Origin of the sequence: Rheinheimera sp. WS51, assembly GCF_050936095.1 — a bacterium.
Classification (GTDB): domain Bacteria; phylum Pseudomonadota; class Gammaproteobacteria; order Enterobacterales; family Alteromonadaceae; genus Alishewanella.
Window position 1 is genome coordinate 16,449 of sequence record NZ_JBOTRC010000005.1, and the last position, 19,666, is coordinate 36,114.

Annotated in this window: 10 protein-coding genes and 1 tRNA gene; 9 read left to right on the forward strand and 2 right to left on the reverse strand. The window is 38.9% G+C overall.

What is annotated here, in order from left to right:
• The 8 genes from ACRCA4_RS08030 (at position 1) to ACRCA4_RS08065 (ending at position 17,969) form a co-directional block, all read left to right on the forward strand.
• Positions 1–6,306, forward strand: a complete 6,306-nt coding sequence (locus ACRCA4_RS08030) for an amino acid adenylation domain-containing protein (RefSeq protein WP_433186651.1) — start codon at positions 1–3, stop codon at positions 6,304–6,306.
• Between the two features lie 24 nt (positions 6,307–6,330).
• Entirely contained in the window at positions 6,331–10,971 is a 4,641-nt protein-coding gene (locus tag ACRCA4_RS08035; protein ID WP_433186654.1) for an amino acid adenylation domain-containing protein, read from the forward strand.
• 13 nt (positions 10,972–10,984) lie between these two features.
• Complete coding sequence (locus ACRCA4_RS08040; protein ID WP_433186657.1) at positions 10,985–12,349, forward strand: MFS transporter; 1,365 nt, start codon at positions 10,985–10,987, stop codon at positions 12,347–12,349.
• 35 nt (positions 12,350–12,384) lie between these two features.
• The gene (locus ACRCA4_RS08045) at positions 12,385–13,638 is read left to right on the forward strand and encodes an efflux RND transporter periplasmic adaptor subunit (protein ID WP_433186660.1); all 1,254 of its coding nucleotides are present in this window, start codon (positions 12,385–12,387) and stop codon (positions 13,636–13,638) included.
• Between the two features lie 18 nt (positions 13,639–13,656).
• Entirely contained in the window at positions 13,657–14,364 is a 708-nt protein-coding gene (locus tag ACRCA4_RS08050; RefSeq protein ID WP_433186663.1) for an ABC transporter ATP-binding protein, read from the forward strand.
• A 1-nt stretch (position 14,365) separates the two neighbouring features.
• On the forward strand, positions 14,366–16,798 hold the full coding sequence (locus tag ACRCA4_RS08055; RefSeq protein ID WP_433186665.1) for an ABC transporter permease: 2,433 nt from the start codon (positions 14,366–14,368) through the stop codon (positions 16,796–16,798).
• A 193-nt stretch (positions 16,799–16,991) separates the two neighbouring features.
• The gene (locus ACRCA4_RS08060; RefSeq protein ID WP_433186667.1) at positions 16,992–17,438 is read left to right on the forward strand and encodes a SulA-like leucine-rich domain-containing protein; all 447 of its coding nucleotides are present in this window, start codon (positions 16,992–16,994) and stop codon (positions 17,436–17,438) included.
• Positions 17,439–17,489: 51 nt separating this feature from the next.
• A complete protein-coding gene (locus tag ACRCA4_RS08065; RefSeq protein ID WP_433186670.1) occupies positions 17,490–17,969 on the forward strand; it encodes a YchJ family protein in 480 nt (159 codons plus the stop codon).
• A 29-nt stretch (positions 17,970–17,998) separates the two neighbouring features.
• On the opposite strand, the gene ACRCA4_RS08070 is transcribed toward ACRCA4_RS08065, so the two are convergent.
• Positions 17,999–18,481, reverse strand: a complete 483-nt coding sequence (locus ACRCA4_RS08070; protein ID WP_433186673.1) for a VC2046/SO_2500 family protein — start codon at positions 18,479–18,481, stop codon at positions 17,999–18,001.
• A 107-nt stretch (positions 18,482–18,588) separates the two neighbouring features.
• On the opposite strand from ACRCA4_RS08070, the gene ACRCA4_RS08075 reads away from it, so the two are divergent.
• A tRNA-Tyr gene (locus ACRCA4_RS08075) sits at positions 18,589–18,673 on the forward strand.
• Between the two features lie 189 nt (positions 18,674–18,862).
• Here the strand turns inward: ACRCA4_RS08075 and deoC are convergent.
• Positions 18,863–19,594, reverse strand: coding sequence for a deoxyribose-phosphate aldolase (deoC, locus tag ACRCA4_RS08080; RefSeq protein ID WP_433186676.1), 732 nt, complete (start codon positions 19,592–19,594; stop codon positions 18,863–18,865).
• Positions 19,595–19,666: the final 72 nt, after the last annotated feature.

The following is a 19,666-nucleotide window of genomic DNA, read 5'->3' on the forward strand; positions in this document are numbered from 1 at the left end:
ATGACGTCATCAATGACTCGTGCAGAAAAACTGCAAAAACTAGCAAACGCCAAAAGACAACTTGGGCCATTATTGCCGTTGACTACAAGCCAGCAAAGGTTTTGGTTTATAGAACAACTTGAACAAAACAGTGGCTTGAATAATATTTTCAAAGCTATGTTTGTCATTGAACCGCTGAATATTACTAATTTGCAACAGGCACTGTATTTAGTCACTCAGCGTCACCCTATAATGTGCAGTCGCTTTATCAATACCAAAAATGGGCCTAGGCAGCATACTGTTCCAACTTCAACGGCATTACTGACGATAATTAATGCATCAACGTTAGAAGAAGCAAAAACGCTAGCTAGTAAAGATTCTCGACGTGGATTTGCTTTATCTTCTGAGTTGCCATTTCGTGCAACGCTTTATGTTTTACCACAACAACAATATCTGATAACGCTTTGTATCCATCATATCATTGCAGATGGCTACGCTTTAAATTTAATTTTATCTGAATGGCGGCTACTATATCGTCAGCAGCAAGATGAAGAAGTTGCGATATTAGCCTCTCCTACTATAAATATGCAGCAGTTTTTACAACAAGAAAAACTGACTGAGCCTGAGGCTTTAGAACAGTTCTGGCAAGAGACTCTTAAGGATTGCGAGCAGCAACTGCAAATTAGCCGTAAATCTAATCCCTTGAATAATGAAGGGGACTACTATTATTTTAACTTACCAACCGAATTATCAGTTCAGCTGACACAATTCTGTCAAAGCCAGCATATTACCCCTTTCAATCTATTATTAGCTGTTTTTAATCTTTTATTGTACAAACTCAGTGAGCAACGAAACTTCATTATAGCTACACCAATATTAAACCGCGATCAACCACAGTTAAAACATTTTGTTGCACCTGTTGCTAATACCTTATTAATTCCTGCTTGTATAGATAGCAAATTGGGGGCGAGTCAGTATGTGCATCAATTACGTGAGCGGTTTTATCAATGCCTAGCACATCAGCAACTTAGCTATGCACAGATCTTGGAACTACTAAAGCCTGAGCGAAATATTAATCGTAACCCTCTTTTTCAAGTCATGTTTTCTTATAATGCATTACATGATGCTTTAGCGGATTCTGATAATACTTGGCAAAGTAGTGCTATTAAACGCCATTATGCAAAACTTGATTTAACCTTAGAGGTTAGCTGTCAACACGGTGAGTACCAAGGCTATTTTGAATATAATAAAGCTCTATTCGAACAAAAAGATATCAATAAATATACTGAACACTTTGTCAATTTATTACAGCAACTTATAGCAACACCTGAAAAACCGATAAGCCAATTTGCGCTCAGCTCGTTAGCACAACAACAAAAACTATTAAGTCATTTACCTAAGGTAGACTGTGGCCAGCAAGATATCTTACAGTTGCTGGCTCGAACCGTAGAACGTCAGCCACAAAAAGAAGCGCTTACCCAAACTGAAGATGAATATGTAGTTAACTACGCTGAATTATGGCAACTAGTCTTACACCATAATGCGGTATTACAACAACAGGGGGTTCAACCTGGAGATGTCATTGCTATTAGCTGTGAACATAGACTGACAACCATTATAGCAATGCTATCCGTACTGGCTGCAGGTGGCTGTTTTGTTATCCTTGATACTGATATTAGCAATGAACGTAAACAATTTTTATATCAAGATAGTCAGGCACGCTTGACACTGTCGGATCAACCCAATAGTGCTGATATCTTAATAACATTGCAACCTACTCTTCTTCTTGATTCTACCGTGCTAGCAAGCCAAGCTAATCATTCGGCTTATATCGTTTACACTTCAGGCACAACTGGCACCCCAAAAGGGGTAATGATAAAGCGTCAAGCGCTGAATAATCACGCTTTTAGTATGGTGCAACATTATCAACTTACACAGTATCGTACTAGCTTGCAAAGTTCTGCTTTATCTTTTGATTTAGCCTTAGAAGAAATTTTTCCTAGTTTACTCGCAGGCTGTCATTTGTTACTTCCACCTCAGAAAAACACATTAACTTTTACCGAGTTAATGCAACTTATTAACCAATACAAGATTGAGCACTTAAGCTTGTCCACGGCCTACTGGCAAAGCTGGGTTAATAGTCTACTAGAATCTAAACAGCATTTACCGACATGTATCCGACAAATTGTGGTTGGAACAGAGCAGTTAACCGGCCCAGGAGTGTCAAACTGGTTTGAGCTTAACTCCCAAGCAACGTTATTCAATGCCTACGGCCCCAGTGAAGCTACCATCAGTTGTAGTATTCATAAGGTATGCCCTGAAGATAAAGCAGCTTTTGAAGTACCAATAGGTAAAGCCATTGCGCCAAACCAATTATATATATTAGATACAGATTTAATGCCAGTACCAGCCAATGTTAAGGGACAATTATATATTGGCGGTGAAAATCTAGCCTTAGGCTACCAAAACCAAGCCAGCCTTACCGCTAGTAAATTTATTTATCATCCACAAAGTGGCAATCGATTGTACGCTAGCGGTGATATCGTATATTTTCGCGATGATGGCAATATATGCTTTGCTGGACGTAACGATCAACAAGTTAAGCTTCGTGGCTACAGAATAGAATTAGAAGGTATTCGCCAGCAAATCTTACGAGCAGGTACTGTCGCAGAGTGCTATGTCATGATTATTGAGCCTCAGCAGCTCGTTGCCTATATTGTTCCCCGTAGCCAGAGGTTTGACTTAGCCGAATTACGTCAATACCTAGAATTACAACTTGCTGAATATATGCTACCACAACAGTTGGTGGTACTTGACTCTTTGCCGCTAACTAGCAGAGGTAAGATAGATAGAACCAAACTACCACTACCTCATACTCATGGTGAGTCAGCAACAGCAGAAGATAGCGATGATATAATCGAACACGCTATCTTAGAAATTTGGCAACACATATTACCTAGCACACCATTGCATATGACGCAGAATTTTTTCAATGCAGGAGGCCACTCCCTACTTGCGTTATCTGTGCTTGCTAGAATTAAAGATAATCTACAAACGAGTATCAGCTTACGCCAATTTTTTCAGCAACCGACGATCCGCGCACTTGCAAAATTAGTTCGTGAACAAAGTGAACAACAGCCTGTAATTCCAGTTTTAAGACAACCAAAACAAAAAGTTTTCCCACTAACAGCAAGCCAACAACAAATGTGGGTTTTACATCAACTGGATAGCAGTGCTGCAGCATATAATATGCCTATGCTATTGTTATTAACCGGTGAGCTTGATATAGCTTGCTTACAGCTAGTTTTACAAAAAATAACTCAACAACAAGCTGCCTTTCATACAACTTATTTTGAAGATGACGGCACAATACTTCAGCGTATTGATAATAAAATCCCTTTACAGTTTACGAAACAAGACATCAGCCACTCAGCCGATAATTTAGCAGAACATTTTGCCTCAGATTCTAATTTACCTTTTGCTTTAACCGATAAACCAGCATATCGATTTATATTGTATCGACTCGCTGCCAATCGCCATGCCTTAGGTGTCGTTATACATCATATAAATGCCGATGGTAGTAGCTTCCAGTTACTGACTCGTCAACTAATTCAAGGATATCAGCAGCTAATACAAAACCAAGATTGGCAAGCTGCACAACCTCAGTTACAAATATCAGATCTTGCTTTATGGCAACAACAGCAAGATTATCAACAATGGCAACAACAGCAGCAGAGTTATTGGCTACGGCAATTAAAAGATGTACCACAATTAATTGAACTAGCAACAGACTTCTCTCGCCCACCTCAACCTAGCTTTCAGGGAGGCCGCTGCCGTTTTAATTTAAATGCAGACATTGTTAATAATTTAAAATCTCAAGCAGAACAACTTGGTTCTTCTTTGTATATGCTTAGTTTTGCAATTTGTGCTCAACTACTGCATGAATTTTCACGCCAAGATGATTTTGTTATCGGGATCCCAGTATCAGGACGAGACAATTCGCAATACAGTGAGTTAATAGGCTTACTATTAAATACGTTGCCTATTCGAATGAAATGGCAACCTGGCATGACATGCAGCCAATTGGTAGCTCAAGCAAAACAACACATTTTAAGCGGATTTGAACATCAACAGTTTCAACTACCTGAATTATTACAACAGTTAAATATAGAAAGAAGCACCAGCCATAACCCACTTTTTCAAGTGCTGTTTAATTTTAATCACAGTACATCATCAGGCCAAGAAGGGTTTGCTATAACTGACCAATTAGCTCTAACTATGCCTAATTCTGACAATCACAGCGCACGATTTGATTTAAGTTTTAGTTTGACCCTAAAAAATAATCAACTATCTGGCTTTATTGAGTACAGTCAGGATTTATTTCTAGCCGATTCAGTTCAATTAATGGTAACTAGATTAGTTCAGCTATTTAGCCAGTTTGCTCAAAATACAGATAGACCTTTAGTGCAATTAGAGCAAGAACTACAAGCTGTATTCCTAGAACAGTTACCTAAATTCAATACCAATTGTGAGCCTAAGTTTAAAGATCTATATAGCTGGTTTACTAATACAGCAAAATGTTATCCAAATAAACTCGCTGTGTTTGGTTCAGATCGTCAATTAAGCTACCAGCAACTGCTACAAGAGGCTGACTCTTTGGCTGCTAAGCTTTATAGCAATGGCGTCCGTCCCGGCGATTTAGTTGCTGTTTGTCTACCCAGAAATAGCGAATTGGTAATTACTCTTTTGGCTATTTTCCGCTGCCAAGCAGCTTACTTACCTCTGGATCCTGAATATCCACAAGAAAGGTTACAATATATTGTTTCGGATGCGGCTGTCTGTGCCATTATCACTACAGAATCGTTGCAACAACAGCTTGCTTTGCAAGGTGCCCCTATATGGTTGTTATCGCAGTTACAGCAACAAGCTGTAACTTTTTTTCCTTTATTACAAAATCAGCCACAACATTTAGCTTACTGTATTTATACTTCAGGTAGTACTGGGTTACCAAAAGGCGTTGAGGTTAGCCAACATAGTATGCTGAATTTCCTGGCTGCCATGGCAACAGAGCCGGGTATAACAGATAAAGATAAAGTACTTGCCATAACACCTATTTCTTTCGACATATCAGTATTAGAACTGTTTTTACCCCTATTATACGGTGCCAGTATGGTGCTGTTACCACATCAAAAAAATCGTGATGGTTATGCTATTGCACAGTATTTAGATGAACATCAAATCAGCATAATGCAAGCGACCCCCGCTGGTTGGCGCTTGCTACTCGAGTCTGGCTGGGCTGGTCAGTCAAACTTAACCATGCTAACCGGAGGTGAAGCTTTACCTAAAGTGTTAGCCGAGCGGCTTCTAAATAAGGGCCGCGAGCTTTGGAATATGTATGGACCAACTGAAGCAACTGTCTGGATTTCATGTCAGCGTATAACAGTTGATTCACTCGAATTAATAAGCACGGGTAAGGCGATCAGCAATAACCGACTCTATGTGATGAATCCATCTGGAGATCTGGCTGCCATTGGCAGTAAAGGTGAACTATTTATCGCTGGCGATAACCTAGCCTTAGGTTATCGTGGTAAAGCGGAGTTAACAGCCGATCGCTTTATTACCAAACAATGGCTTAATGGTAGTCAAGAACGATTGTACCGCACTGGAGATCTTGTTAAACAGTTAGCTGATGGCCGTTTACTCTATTTACAGCGGCTAGATGAACAAGTAAAACTACACGGATATCGAATTGAACTAACTGAAATAGAAGCCATCGTTGAACGTCATCCAAAAGTAAAGTCTTGTGCTGCCGTCTTGAGTAAAGCCAGCAATGGTGAACCTATACTAACTACGTTTTACACCGCTGATATACCTTTAGCTATTTCTGATTTAACAGAATATGCAGCAAAATGGCTGCCATCTTATATGCAACCCACCTCATGGCAGCAACTAGAAACACTTCCTACTACACCTAGTGGTAAGGTTGATAAAAAACAATTAAGTCAGCTTGAGCAGATTGAACAATTACCACACCAAGAACTGAGCTCCTCTACAGAGCACAAATTAGCAACGCTATGGCAAAAATTACTGGGTATAAATGTCAATAATAGTAACAGCAACTTTTTCCGCTTAGGTGGTAACTCTGTACTTGCCATGAAACTACTTGCACTAATCCGACAAGATTTTGGTGAACATTTAACACTTACACTGGGTGACTTATTTGTATATCAACAATTAGATCAACTTGCAAAACGGTTAGATGAGTTGCAATTGCAATCAGTTGATGAAGATGAACTATTGGCCCTGATGGCTGAGATAACCGGATAATTATAATTAAAAATGGATATCCCTATGGACCTAGAAGCAAAACTTAAAGCACTCTCTCCTGAACAACGAGAGCTGTTAATACAACGCTTGGCGCAACGAAAAACTAGTGCGGCGCCAGCGAACTTAAAGTTGCCCAAAGCAAAAGAAGCAGAGTATTACCCGCTATCACATGAGCAACAACGGATCTGGTTTATGTCGCAATTTGATCCCAGCAGCCCTGAATATAATATTCCAATTGTCTACTCAGTAAATGGTGAATTAGATAGTGCTCGGCTTGGTGAAGCTATGCTTCGCACCATAGAGTTTCACCCAATACTTCGTAGCCAGTACCGTGAAGTTGATGGTATAGCAAAGCAAAAAGTATTGAGCGTAACTGACTTTATCAAAAATATGGGACACTCAATTTTACCGCAAGTTGATTTTACAGAGCGAAGTGAAGAGCAAGCTAAAAACGACGCATTACGTGAAATAAAAGAAGATGGACACACACCTTTTGATCTGCAAAGTGAGGGTGTTTTTCGTAGCCGATTATTTAAGATAGGTGCTTCACATTATCTTTGGTATCTCAATGTACACCATATTGCTTTTGATGCTTGGTCTCACTCATTACTGATTCAACAAATTTTTCAATGTTACGAACAATTATCAGAACAAAGTTCTATTAGCAGTATTACGGATTATAATTATCTTGATTATGCCTGTTGGCAACGTTCTGAAGCACAAGAAAAGCTTCTATTAAACAAGTTAGCATATTGGAAAGATAAGTTAGCAGATGTACCACCACTCGAGCTTTATACCGATAGACCAAGGCCTTCCGAGAGAACTTTTAATGGTGCCTCTGTAGCAATAAAAATTGCTCCTCAACTTAGTAATCAATTAAAGCAACTTAGCCATAATACGGGAACGACGCCTTTCACAGTGATGCTTGCTGCACTGCGAGTATTATTACATAAATACAGTCGACAGGATGATTTTGCGCTAGGTACTTTAATAGCAAACCGTAACCGAAGTGAACTAGAAAATGTAATTGGTTTTTTTACAAACACTTTGGCCTTTCGCACCCATATTGATCCACAAGTTAATTTTCTACAACAATTAGAGCAAGAGAAAAATACTGTTTTTGATGCCTTTGCTAATCAGGATGTCTCTTTCGAAAAATTAGTGGAGGAATTAAATCCACCACGTGACATGAGTCGTGCAGCCATCTTCCAAGTAATGTTAATTCTTAACAATACTCAAAGTACTACTGAGGATAATCAAGCTCCTACAATGTCAGTAAACCAGGCTTTACAAATAAAGCCTCTAAATACAGAAAATCAGACCGCTAAATACGATCTGACATTTTATTTTAATGATACCGGTGCTTTAGACGGATTTATTGAGTACAACACCGATTTATTCAATAGCGATACCATATATAGAATGGCAGAGCATCTAACTCTATTGCTTGAGCGCTTATTAGCTCAACCTCAGCAAAAAATTGCTAATGTCAGCCTACTTAGTAAACAAGAAAATCTGCAGATAATACAGCAATGGAGTAAAGGCGAGTCTTATCCTATATCGGAATCTACTTTAGACCAAATGCTTCATAAACAAGCGCTTGAAACTCCAGACTTAGCTGCTGTTATCTGTCAAGATAAAACTTTAAATTACCGGCAGCTAGATACGCAAAGCACTGAATTAGCAAAATACTTAGTAACAAAAGGTATAGGTAGAGGTAGTTATGTTGCTATCGCGACTGAGCGTAGTCTCGCTATGATTGTTGCGATGATCGGCACCTTAAAAGCTGGCGCGGCATATATTCCTATTGATCTGAATTACCCTAAAGATCGGGTACAATATATGTTCGATACTGCTAGCATTGCGGCAGTGATCACCCAAGAACAACTCATTAATGCATTACCAGAAATAAAATCTGAGGTGGTACAACTTAATTCTGAAGGCCAGATTCAAAATGTTCATGTTTCATCTAATTCCTTGCAATGGCCCAAAGCACAATTAACTGATCAAGCATATGTTATTTTCACTTCAGGTTCGACTGGTTTACCAAAAGGTGTCATGCTTAATCACAAGACCGTTGTAAACTTCCTTCAAGCAATGAGTCGCTCGCCAGGAGTCAATCAAGGTGAGAAATTATTAGCAGTAACCACTATTAGTTTTGATATAGCTGTCTTAGAGATCTTTCTACCTCTAATCAATGGCGGCACAGTTGTACTTGCAGATAAAGAGCAACTTCAAGATGTAAATTGCATCTTACAGATGATCCAACAGCATGATATCAGCGTAATGCAAGCGACTCCCTCCATGTGGCGTATGTTCTTAGATTTAGGCTGGCAGGGTAAGCGGGATATGCGTATTCTCTGTGGTGGAGAAGCTTTACCCCCTGAACTTGCTGAAACTTTATTGCTACGCTCGTCTTCATTTTGGAATTTATACGGACCTACTGAAGCAACAGTCTGGTGTAGCAGACATCGTATAGAAAGTGGCGATGGCGAAAACGGAGCTGTTACTATTGGTAAACCCATAGAAAACACCCGTATGTACTTATTAGATGATGAGATGCAGCCCGTTCCTGTCGGAGTGCCAGGTGAAATTTATATCGGTGGTAGCTGTTTAGCCGACGGTTATATGGCCAGAACTGATCTAACAACAGATGCTTTTATTCCTGATCCAGTAAATAGCCAAGGCCTGTTATACCGTACTCGAGACTTAGCCCGCTATAATAATGTAGGTAATATTATCTTTCTTGGTCGAGCAGACTCTCAGGTCAAAGTTCGTGGATTTAGAATTGAGCTTGGTGAGATTGATTCCACATTAAATAAACATCCTCAATTACAGCAAGCGGTATCTGTAGTACATGAGCTAGTACCTGGTGATAAACGTATTGTTTGCTACTTCACTGCCAATGAAGTCTCTCTTGATCACGATAAACTTCGTCTTTACCTAAAAAAGCATATTCCTGAATATATGGTTCCGGCTATTTTTGTGCAGTTACAAAGCCTCCCCCAAACACCTAATGGTAAGATAAATCGTCGTGCTTTGCCTAAGCCTTCTGCCGAGCTCATTAAAAGCGGAGTACCCTATCTTGCACCTACTAACGATATAGAAACCAAATTATGTCAACTATTTCAACAAATTCTACGTGTAGAGCGCGTCGGGATTGATGATGACTTTTTTAGCTTAGGTGGAGACTCTCTGCTGGTTATTCAATTAGTATCTAAAGCAAAACTATTGGATATCAGCCTTACTGCACGTCAAGTTTTTCAACATAAAACACCGCGTATATTAGCGGAAGCATCATTGACAACACGCATTTTAAGGCAGTTAACGCCCGTAACCGGTATTGTTAATATGACGCCTGCTCAACGTCATTTCTTAAGCTTACAGCATACTAATCCTCAATATCACACCCTTGGGGTCTATCTTCAGCCTAGAGATAATGACTTTGATATTACTGCTATAGAGCAAGCCTTACAACATTTACTCTGTCGGCACGATAGTTTACGGATGAGACTGACTGACGTAGATCCAAACCAGCCATCTTTACTTTGTGATGCGCCAATTAATAAAGTAAAGTTAAAACAGATACTTATTGAAGCAAAAGATGAAGCGAACTACGAGCAACAGCTAGGTCGGCGTATCTACTCTCATGTTACAGAGTTAGATTTACAGCAAGGACCATTATTTCAAGCTTATTTATATCGTTGTAATTTAGCCATTAAACCAACTTTATTTTTATTTGGTCATTTTATGTTGGCTGATATTGGCTCTTGGCACATTATTATAGATGATTTTGAGACTTGCTATCGCCAATTCAGTCGTAATGAACCATTACAATTACCAGAAAAAGGCACTTCATTTAAGCAGTGGGTTGAAAAGCTAATCTCATGGGGTTGTAGCGATGAGATGAAAAAGCAACGCCCTTATTGGCTGCTCCCAGCGAGAAAATATGCAGCAGAGCTTAGCAAAGACTTTCCTGATGGCCAGAATTTAATGTCTAGCTCGCAAAGTGTCTATATAAATTTAGATGAACAGCAAACCTCAATTTTGCTTGACCAAGTTCCAAAAGTTACTGGAGCAAAAATAGATGCCATTTTACTAACAAGTATTGTTTATGCTTTTAAACAAAGCTGTCATTCAAACAGCTTAATGATAGATTTATTAGGGCACGGTAAAGAAGCATTATTTGATGATGTTGATTTATCTCGAACCGTTGGTTGGTTTAATACAATTTATCCAGCTTTTCTCGATTATGGCAACAATAATAACGCTGTCGCAGCCATTAAATCGATTAACGAACAACTACGTTCTATTCCTAATGGCGGGATCGGTTATGGCGTTCTGCGTTATCTCAATCAAGATCAAGAATTAATTGAGCATTTCAATAACACCCCCGAACCACAAGTTTTTTTCAATTACTTTGGCCATGACAACCAAGCCGATTTACGCGTATTACACAAAGTAGATGGTTTTGGTGGCTATGGTTTAGATAATAAAACAAAACGCTTAAGACCATTAGCCGTTGGAGTCTATATCAAAGAAGGCATATTAGCTGTTCGTTGGGAATTTAGTAATACTATTTATAGGGTCGAACGTATTGAAAAACTTGCCGCTGATTGTAAGCAATGTATTTTAGAAATTTTAAATAACTACAATAAATTATAAAAGGATAATGTCAATGTTACTGCAATTTAAGGGTGCCAGCGAAGGTATGAGAAAATACCAATTAATGTGGACTGGTCAACTTTTTTCAATTTTAGGTTCAGGCCTAACTAGCTTTGCGTTAGGACTCTGGATCTTGAGTCAAACTGACTCTGTTACATCATTCACCATGATTGCCGTCATTGCTGGCCTACCAGGAGTGTTATTAGCTCCTTGGATAGGGGCAATTGTAGATCGTTATGATCGAAAATTAGTAATGATCTTATCTGATACGGTATCGGCATTAGTTACCTTATTTATTGCAGTGCAGTATATGAACGACAACCTCGTGTTCTGGCATATTTATGTTTGTGTTCTTATTAGTTCAATTGCTACCGCTTTTCAAGCTCCGGCTAACATAGCAGCGATTACTTCACTTGTAGAACGTAAAGACTACGGCAGAGTTTCAGGCTTAATGCAAATTGCAGACTCCAGCAGTATGATTGTTGCTCCTCTATTAGCTGGTGCTTTATTAGCCTTCACTGACTTAACTACCGTTTTACTTATTGATCTAGCAACATACTCCATTGCCATGATTACGCTAATACTCGTTAAAATTCCTAAGGCTAAAGCTTTTAAAAAAGATACAAAAGGCTCCAGTCTGTGGCAGGAGTTTAAATTAGGCTGGTCATATTTATTTCAACATAAAGACTTAGTTTATTTATTGGTGTTTTTCTGCTTAATTAACTTCGTTGTTAGCATGGGCACCATTTCTGTACTCCCAATGATGTATTTTATCGCAGATGAATCTCAAATCGGTTTAGCTTTATCGATAGGTGGTATAGGAATGCTATTAGGCTCCTTCTATCTTGCTTCCACTGGTGGTCCCGAAAAAAAGATCCACGGTATTTTAGGTAGTGGTTTTCTAATGGGCTTTTGTCTGTTGCTACTAGGCATCTACCCATCAATCTGGTTAATTATGATTGGTCTATTCTGCTTCAAGTTTTTATTACCTATCATCAATGGTAGTAGCCAAGCTATCTGGCAAAGCCGTATTCCACAAGGCGTACAAGGTAGAGTGTTTGCTTTACGACGTATGTTTGCCCAATTTACTATTCCGTTAGGTGATTTTCTTGCAGGTCCGCTTGCCGATTTTGTTTTTGAGCCAGTGATGCGTGGTGAAAATATAGTCTCTAACTCAATCGGTCCTCTAATAGGAACAGGTCCAGGTCGAGGTATTGCTCTAATGTTAATCTGTCTATCTATATTCCCTATTTTATTTGCAATTTGGGGCTACAGTAAAAAACAAATTCGTAATATTAGTGAAGAACCAGATGAAGAAAATGAAGAATCAGAATCTCAAGTTCAGACCGGCACAACGACTGCGGCTTCAAATACTTAAATGAATGCTCAGCAATTAAATAACAGGAATAGTGTATGGATGTAGTTAAACCAAAACCTACACATGCCCGGTATAAAAACAAAGCAATGCTTTTATTAAGCATTGCTGTTATCGGTATCATGGCCTTTTTGCTTATGGGCAAAGAGTCTTATCGTCAGGTTGATCGTAGTCAATTAGTCTTAAGCACTGTTATGCAAGGAGATCTGCGCGTCCAAGTAAAAGGATACGGAGTACTCAGATCTCATCGGCAAAAGCTGTTGACGTCTCTAAGCTCAGCAACAGTAGAGGAAATTATCTTACGCCCAGGTGCCCAAGTAAGTCCTGATAGTGTGATTATGCAGCTCAACAATCCTGAACTTCACGAAGAAGCTGAACGCGCAAGAATGCAGCTTAATCAAGAAAAAGCTAATTTACGTAAGCTTAAATTAAATAATCAACGTGAACTACTAGCTGAAGAATCTAATTTAGCTGATATTTCAGCTAAATTTAATATGATTAAGCTACGTCGCGAAGCTGAGCAAGAATTAGTTGATAAAGGAATTGTATCTAGAATCACTTACAAAACGACTGTATTAGAGCAGGAAGTTTTAGCTAGTAGTATGCAAATCCAAAAAAACCGCATAGCACAACTTAAATTAGTGAGCCAAGAAGCGCTAAATATACAGCAAGAACAAATTAATCAGGCTGAAGCTTTATATCTAACTGTTAAAAATCGTGTTGATGCATTGGCAGTAAAAGCCGGAATACACGGTATATTACAACGATTGCCCGTCGAACTCGGACAAAGTATTCCAGCTGGTCAAGAGTTAGCATTAGTTGGCAGTGAGCAAGATTTACTAGCATTAATTCGTGTCCCCCAAGCTCAAGCAGAAAAAGTTCAGTTAGGACAACTTGCGGAAGTAACCACTCGCAGGGACATGATTCCCGGAGTTGTAAGTCGCATAACACCTGAAGTCCAAGAAGGTACTGTGACAGTAGAAGTTAAATTTACTAGCCCACAGTTACCTGCATCAGCTCGTCCTGAGTTGAATGTTGATGCAATTATTTACACTGCTGAATTAAAAAACACCTTATATATTGAGCGACCTGTCAATGTTCGGGTTAATTCCAAAGATAGCCTGTATAAACTTGATAAAACAGAGCAACTAGCTGAGTACTCTGAAGTACGTTATGGAGAAGATGCCGGAAGATACATTCAGGTACTTAGTGGTGCAGCTGTTAATGACACTTTTATTGTGTCTGATATGACTGGCTTTACTGAACATAAACGCATAAGTATTACAAACTAAATAAAAAAGGAACAAGCTATGCGCGAATTAAAAATCAAAATGACTGGCATTACTAAGGTGTTTAGTACTGATGAGATGGATACACACGCCCTACGAGGTATCGACCTTGAAATTTATGCAGGAGACTTTGTGTCTATTTGTGGTCCATCTGGTTGTGGCAAGTCAACGCTATTATCACTTTTAGGTTTACTTGACATGCCAACTAACGGCCAATATTACATTGAGAATAACGATGTAAGTAACCTATCGTTAGCTCAAGCCGCAGAAATCAGAAATGCCAAAATAGGTTTTATATTTCAATCATTCAATCTAATAGATGAGCTTTCTGTTTTTGATAATGTTGCTTTACCTTTACGTTACGCAAAGCAAGTACCGACAAATAGCGAGCTTGAACAACGTGTAATGCAATGCTTAGAAAAAGTAGACATGGCACACAGAGCTAAACATAAACCTAATCAGTTATCAGGGGGCCAGCAACAACGGGTTGCTATCGCTAGAGCCTTGATTGCAAATCCAGCCATATTATTAGTTGACGAACCTACAGGAAATTTAGATTCTAAAAATGGTGATGCAGTTATGGATATGCTAATGCAACTAAACCAAGAAGGCACAACCTTATGCATGGTAACCCATGATAGCCGCTACGCTGAGATGGCAAAACGTAAACTGCATTTACTCGATGGCCAGATAGTTGACTCAGCCGCCGTGTTGGCGGAGGTAGGTTAACATGTTTAACTATTATATCCGTACGGCAGTTAACAGCTTAAAAAACGTACCAGGTTATGTGTCAACTATTGTATTGACCTTTGGTATCACCCTTGGTGCATTAGTTTGTATGTTTAACCTTAATTACTTATTACTTTACCAGCCATTACCCTACCCTGATCAAGAACGGCTCTATATTAGTAACTGGGCTCATCATGACAACGGCAGACTTCGTTTTAATAATGCTCAGAATATACCTGGTTTAATGGAGTTATATCAACAAGCAGACCAATTTGAACAACGTGCTTTTATTAAATATGAAGAAGCAGTATTAACCAACGATGACGCGAAGCCAAAACTAAAAGCAGGTTATATAACACCCGATTTTTTAACACTATTAGGTAGTCAATATGCCGTAGGCCGAGGTTTTTCAGCTGAAGAAGGGATAAACTCTAATGTGCCTGTCGCTGTAATTAGTTACCAATTATGGCAGAGTTTGTACCAAGGAACCCCTGATATTTTATCTAAAAAGATGACCTTTAACGGGGTTAGTTTTAATATTATCGGGGTTACAGCCAAAGAGTTTATAGAGCCGCAATTACACGAGACTGGTCGCAACACACAAGTATGGCTACCTTGGGACTTTACCCCCCTAGTGCCAGGCGACGAAACAGATTGGACAATGTTTTTGATCGACTTATATCTTGTCGCAAAATTAAATGAAGGCCAATCTGTCAGTCAAACAGAACACAATATGTCCACGCTAATAAATAAGCGTTTCAGTGAAGAAGTCACTGGCAACGCCTATTTTGAAAACCGCACTATCAGCGTAAGCTTACGAAGTTTTAACGAGGTTATTTTAGGAGACTCTCAATCAAGAGCTTTATTAATGTTTGCTGGCGTCTTGGTTTTAATGTTGATTTCTGCGGTTAATATTATCAACTTAATTCTAGCCCGAGCGGCGAATAATCATCGCAAAATCGTTATCCAAATAGCATTAGGCGCAAAGCGTAAACATATTTTCGGCATCATTTTCACAGAAATAATGCTACTCATGTTTACCGCAAGCATATTAGCGCTTATTGTTGCACAGCTTGGTAATAACATGTTGTTTTCAGTAGCTCAAACACAATTACCAAGGGTGGCGGAATTATCTTTGAATCTACCTACATTATTATTCTCAGTATCTGTAGCTATAGTACTAGCGACTATATTTTCTTTAATTACTTCGAGCCAAATTAACTATCGCGAGTTAAATAAAACATTACAAGCTAGTGGTAAAGGCGCTGGTTTACAGATTTCGTCACGTATTCGTAACATCCTAATAATCAGTCAAGTCACTTTGTCGGCAATATTAATTAGTTGTAATGTCCAGGTCTTTAGTTCCGCCATAAAAGCCATTCAAGCTCCGCTAGGTTTCACAACCGAATCTAAAACCTTTCTCGATTTTGATTTAGGTGATTTAGCTAAAGCTTCAGCTGAAGAGCGACGTAACTATATAGAGGCTATTGCAAAGCAACTTAAGGAACATAACGCGATTGAAAGCGTCAGCCTAGCCAGTAACGCACCAATGGCAAGGACAGTCAATATTGAGTGGACCACAGCTGTCACATCAGAGTTTGGTGGAGGCGTATCGATAGGCCCAGGAATAGCAACTATAGATGAAAACTATATCCCTTTAGTTGGTTTACCTTTTATTGCTGGACGTAATGTAACAGCAGAAGAAGTAAATGCTCGTGATAAGGTAGCAATTATCAACGAAAGCATGGCTGCTATGCTTTCGGAAGATGATTCTGCTTTAGGCAAACCGTTTTACTTTACCCGTCAAAAAGACCCCTATCATGTCGTTGGCATTGTTAAAGACTTAACAATACCTAACCAACTAGATATGCCTCGTATTTATGTGCCAATGCTCAGAGCTGCAACCTTTATGGTGGCTTACAAACCCAACCAAGAGCTAACAGCAGTACAATTAAATCAATTAGTCAGCAAAATCAGCTCGCAAATTTACTTATACGATAAATTTTCAATGGATGAAGTACATGAGTTAAAGATATCAATGGAAAAAATCTCTGCCTGGGTAACCGCTACACTTGGCTTATTATCGTTATTTTTAGCCGCAATTGGCGTTTATGGAGTACTTAACTACAGTATGACATTACGTCAATTCGAACTGGGTATACGTATCGCGATTGGCGCTAGCCCTAAACGCATCATGTTACTAATATGCAAAGATACCATGACACCAGTTTTAATAGGCCTAACCATTAGCACAGCTTTTTTACTGGCATTATTATCCTATGCGACAAACAAGGCTTGGTTTTCGGTTTCAGTAGAGCTGTCATCGTTTATAGTACCAATCATATTGATAAGCTGTATTGCTATTTTAACAGCCATATTAGCTGTTTGGAATGTCGCTAATAAACCCGCAATTTACTCACTACGTAATAATTAAAAGGGTATAGAGTTTAAAAAAATATGCTAAAGCCATCATCAAACATTTGGTGATGGCTTTTTATTTGGCGTCTACTCAGTCTAAAGCTGACGTTGTCAGTTTAGGGTTCAAGAAAAACTTGCTTTTTGTCTAACTTACAACTACTGTATACCTATACACTGTATGGATATACAGACATCAAGTTGAGGTTAGCATGAATTATTTATTAGAAACCCCTACGATAGCAATCGATAAGTCCTGTAATAAAGATAAAAGCTTAATGCCTAGTTCTGCAGAACTTAATTCGCAAACAAATCAATTTATTAACTTACAGCAAAAAATGTTGGTGCAATTAATAAAGCAACATCAAAACCAATCTGGCTGGATAGTTCTTTTAGCACCAACTGCATTTATGATTAAGTTGCTCGCTAGCAATAATCAATTACCACTTCATAAAATACTCGTAATACACAAAAGCCAGCTAACTAAGTTAAATGCTGTCATTAATGCCGCTTTAACTTCTGGAAAATGTAAAGTAGTTATTAACTGTAGCCAGCCTTTAACTGATAGTGTCAATCATGGTTATCAAAAATTAGCTGCACAACATCAAGCTTGGTTTTATCCATTAGATAACTTGCGCCCTAGTCTGAAGTCACATTAAACTACATACTTATAATGTTAGGCTGTTAGAGTAGTTTATTAAGGAGTTTTTGTGCTTTGTTATTGTGGATCATTGTCTGCATATGCAGAATGTTGCCGGCCGTTTATTATACAATTAAAGCAACCTGAAACTTGTGAGCAGTTAATGCGCTCTCGCTATAGTGCTTATTGTATAAAAAACGCTGACTACATATATATGACCTATCATCCCACTCAGCGCTTAGCTAATTCGATACAGCAAATCGCAGATTTTGCCAATAATAGCCATTGTATAAAGTTAGATATTATGGCTAGCCAACAAACAGATAATCAGGGTAGCGTGAGATTTAGCGTAAGTTACCTACAAAATAATTTATTATTTGAGTTTCTGGAAACGTCTGAATTTATCTTTGAAGATAGCTGGCTATATACAACTGGACGTTTAATAGAGTCACCAACGCTAAAAGTTGGCCGTAATGATAAGTGCCCTTGCGGGAGTAACAAAAAATTTAAACAATGTGTTGAGCATTTACCGTCAGGAAGCCAGGGCTAATTAAACTTTAGGCATAGCGATTCCCCCTGTTAAGCCGCTTCGGGTTGGTGCAGTTTTTCTAATACTTCATATAGTGCAGCAGGATTAGCTTTTGCTTTTTCGATTGGCTGTTTGGTATTTATTCTTCTTTTAGTGTGTAAGTCTAAGCTTTGCCATAATTCAGATGGCAACTTTAGCTTATTATCTTCATAAACAATTGGTTCAGGATTTAAGTAGCTTAATAATTTTTGCTCAGCTAAACCGGATCGTTGTAAGGCTTCTCCATAGCTTGTGATTAAACCCTGATCTTGCGCTTGCCAGCCAAAAGGCCGCGCAACTCTGACACTAAGCTGCTGTGCTACTGTTTTTGTACTCGAAGCGGTTTGCAAGCTATCCGGGGTGAAAAACTCAGCATTTTCTTCAACTGCTTTAGACAGTAGAGCTAAAAATAATGAAAAATCACCTTGATGATTCTTTTGCAACGCGACATTTAACCGAGTGTCGAGCTGCCATTCGTTAATAATTGCTGTCATATTATACAATGATTAGAAAGATTGTCCTTTTTATCGGCAGTTGAATAAAAAACTTTAGTATTTTACTTTACATCAAAAATAAATTTGATAAGATGCTGCCCAGTTGTGGAGGGGTTCCCGAGTGGCCAAAGGGATCAGACTGTAAATCTGCTGGCACTGCCTTCGAAGGTTCGAATCCTTCCCCCTCCACCACTTCTACTCTTGCTAGCCTAACTACACCATTCAGAATAGATTTATATAAATCTAGCGCAAGTTAACTCACAATATATTCTTAGTTATAGCCTGTTCAAACTCTAGTATATCTATATACACTTTCACTCGCTACAATAACTCTACTCGCTTAGCGTCCTTGCTTGGGAGTTTAAAGCTTAGAAAGCATATCTAGTCAGTTATTTTCTCTAATTGCTGGTTTAACTCTTCTGCTAGACTACTGGCTCCAATCCGCATCGTCTCTTTCGTCGCTATTTTGCCAGTGATCTCTTCATACAACTGAATTAACTGAAAAGCTTGCTCAACGCTGCGCACTCCTCCTGATGCTTTAAAACCAACCTCTCTATCAGCTGCTGCAATAACAGTTAGAATGATTCGTGCAGCTTCTTCACTAACACCAAAAGGAACCTTACCCGTTGATGTTTTAATAAAATCAGCCCCACACTCAATAGCAAGCTCAGTTGCTTTTGCTACCTGCTGGGCTGTAATTAACTCTCCAGACTCAATAATTATTTTTAAGCAACAACTGGTAGCGGCTTGTCTAACATCATATAAAAAACTGGTTACAGCGCCATGCTCACCACGCATCAATGTTTTGTATGGCAGAACACAATCAATCTCTGTAGCACCTAAATCAATCGCTTGCTGGATTTGTTCACATACAATATCGGTAGCTATGTCACCGCTTGGAAAGTTTACTACCGTTGCTATTTGTGCCTGCTCAGAGCGACCTTCGTGCTGCAATAGTGCTGATATAAAGTCTGGGTAGACACAATAAGCCGCATAAGTAAGCTTTGGTAAAGCTGTCACCCAATCATTAAATGCCGTTGGTGTATCGTTATCATCTAATCTTGTAATATCAATTAACTTAACCAATTGTTGTAACCGCAGTGAATTTGTCATTTTATATATCCAAGTAGTAGGCAGCACTGCTGGCTGTCTTATTATTAAGTCCGTAAATTAAAACGCAGAGCA